This window comes from Streptomyces himastatinicus ATCC 53653 (assembly GCF_000158915.1).
In the GTDB taxonomy this organism is placed as follows: domain Bacteria; phylum Actinomycetota; class Actinomycetes; order Streptomycetales; family Streptomycetaceae; genus Streptomyces; species Streptomyces himastatinicus.
In genome coordinates, this window is record NZ_GG657754.1 from 449,051 (window position 1) to 451,244 (window position 2,194).

Below are 2,194 nucleotides of genomic sequence, written 5' to 3' on the forward strand. Positions count from 1 at the left end.
CGAGGCCGGGGTGACCGCGCTCGCCGTGCCGGAGGCGTACGAGGGGGTGGGGCCGCTGCCGGTGGAGCTGGCCGTGGCCTGCGTCGAGCTGGGGCGGCACGCCGTGCCGGGGCCCTGGGCCGAGACGGCCGCGGCGGCGGTGCTGCTGACCGCGTCCCCCGCGGCCGGGGACCGGCTGCCCCCGATCGCCTCCGGGCAGACCATGGTCACCGTGGCGATGGCCGACGGTGGTCCGTACGCCCTGGACGCGGACGCCGCCGACGCCGTCCTCGCCGTCCGCGGCGAGGAGTTGTGGCTGGCCCCGGGGCACGGCCCGGTGCGGACCTCCCTCGACCCCGCCCGCAGGCTCGCCCCGCCGCTGCTCGGGGGCGAGCCCCTCGCCCGGGGCGCGGCCGTCGCCGCGGCCGCCGAGCGCGCCGCGGACTGGGCCGCCTTCGCCACGGCCGCGCAGTCCCTCGGGGTCGGGCTGGCGCTGCTGGACCGGACCGTGGCGTACGTCAAACAGCGCACCCAGTTCGGGCGCGCGATCGGCTCGTTCCAGGCGGTGCAGCACCAGTTGGCGGATGTGCTCATCGGGCTGGAGTTCGCCCGCCCGCTGCTCCACGGGGCCGCGGTCGCGCTCGCGGCGGGCGGATCGGGGGCCCGGGCCGAGGTCGCCGCCGCCAAGGTGGCGGCGGGCGACGCGGCGTACGCGGCCGCGCGCACCGCCCTCCAGCTGCACGGCGCGATCGGCTACACGGACGAGTACGACCTGTCGCTGTGGATCCGCAAGGCCCGCGCCCTGCGGGGCGCCTGGGGCTCACCCTCGGCCTGCCGCGCCCGCGTGCTCGCGCCCTGAGCGTCCTGACCCCCGCGTCACCCGCGCGTCCTGACAACGGGGCGCGCGCCGGGCCATGCTGTACCGACGAGCAGCGGCGGCGAGGCGAACAGCGAGGTATGCCCGGATGCACCGGACCCGGCCCACCCTGGAGAGCGTTGCCCTGCACGCGGGCGTCTCGCGCGCCACGGTCTCCCGCGTCGTCAACGGCTCGACCAGGGTCGCCGAGGACAGCCGGGCGGCGGTGCTGCGGGCCGTCGAGGAGCTGGGGTACGTCCCCAACCAGGCGGCCCGCAGCCTGGTCACCCAGCGCACCGACTCGTTCGCGCTCGTGCTTCCCGAGGAGCCGGGCCGGGTCTTTCTCGGACGACCAGTTCTTCCCCGGAGTGGTGCGCGGGGTCGGCCAGGAACTGGAGGAGGCCGACAAGCAGCTGGTGCTGATGATGGCCCGCTCCCCCGCCGGCCGGGACCGCATCGAGCGCTTCGCCCAGGCACGCCACGTCGACGGGGTCATGGTCGCCTCCGTGCACGGCGCCGATCCGCTGCCCGCCGCGCTGGCCCGCATGGGCATTCCGGTGGTCTGCAACGAACGGCTGCTGGGCTCGACGGCGCTGCCGTACGTGGGCGTCGACAACGCCGGGGGCGCGGCCCTCGCCGTACGGCATCTGCTCGGCTCCGGCCGTACCCGCGTCGTCACCGTCGCGGGCCCGCAGGACATGGTGGCCGGTATCGACCGGCTGACCGGCTACCGGACGGCGCTGAAGGAGGCCGGGCGGGAACCGGTGGTGGCGGCCGGGGACTTCACGCAGGAGTCGGGCGCGGTCGCGATGCGGGAGCTGCTGGGGCGGGAGCCGGAGCTGGACGCCGTCTTCGTGGCCTCCGACCTCATGGGCCTCGGGGTGCTGCGGGCCCTGCGGCAGGCCGGGCGGCGGGTGCCGGAGGACGTGGCGGTGGTGGGCTTCGACGACGTACAGGCGGCGCGCTACGCGGACCCGCCGCTGACGACGGTGCGGCAGCCGATCGCGGAGATCGGGCGGCGGCTGGCGCGTCAGCTGCTGCGGCTGGCGGGCGGGGAGGCGATCGAGCCGGCGGTGGTGCTGGACGTGGAACTGGTGCTGCGCGGCTCGGCGTAGGGCTCAGGCGGTGTATTGACGCAGCAGCCCGCGGAAGTCCGTCTCGAACGCGTCGTAGCGCGCCCGCAGCTCGGCGCCCGGCCACCCCCGCGGCAGCAGTTCGTCCGGCAGCACCGGGTCCGTCAGCAGATGCCGCAGCATCGCCGCCGCCACCGTGAAGCTGTCGGCCGGGCTCCGCGCCGCGTCCAGGGCCTCGACCAGGCGATCGGCGCGGTCGGCCCCTTCCGGCAGGTCCCAGAGCCGG

The 2,194-nt window shown here is 76.8% G+C and carries 3 protein-coding genes and 1 pseudogene; 3 read left to right on the forward strand and 1 reads right to left on the reverse strand.

Translation table 11 applies throughout. From position 1 onward, the window contains the following. The 3 genes and pseudogenes from SSOG_RS01920 to SSOG_RS01925 form a co-directional block, all read left to right on the forward strand. The coding region (locus SSOG_RS01920; RefSeq protein ID WP_039936326.1) for an acyl-CoA dehydrogenase family protein at nt 1-838 on the forward strand (838 nt) is incomplete at its 5' end. A 106-nt stretch (nt 839-944) separates the two neighbouring features. Then, nucleotides 945-1,040: pseudogene (locus tag SSOG_RS58200) on the forward strand (LacI family DNA-binding transcriptional regulator); the annotation flags it as partial. A 163-nt stretch (nt 1,041-1,203) separates the two neighbouring features. Then, the gene (locus SSOG_RS01925) at nt 1,204-1,950 is read left to right on the forward strand and encodes a LacI family DNA-binding transcriptional regulator (protein WP_425385402.1); all 747 of its coding nucleotides are present in this window, start codon (nt 1,204-1,206) and stop codon (nt 1,948-1,950) included. Between the two features lie 3 nt (nt 1,951-1,953). On the opposite strand, the gene SSOG_RS01930 is transcribed toward SSOG_RS01925, so the two are convergent. Further along, the coding region (locus SSOG_RS01930) for a PaaX family transcriptional regulator C-terminal domain-containing protein (protein ID WP_039936328.1) at nt 1,954-2,194 on the reverse strand (241 nt) is incomplete at its 5' end.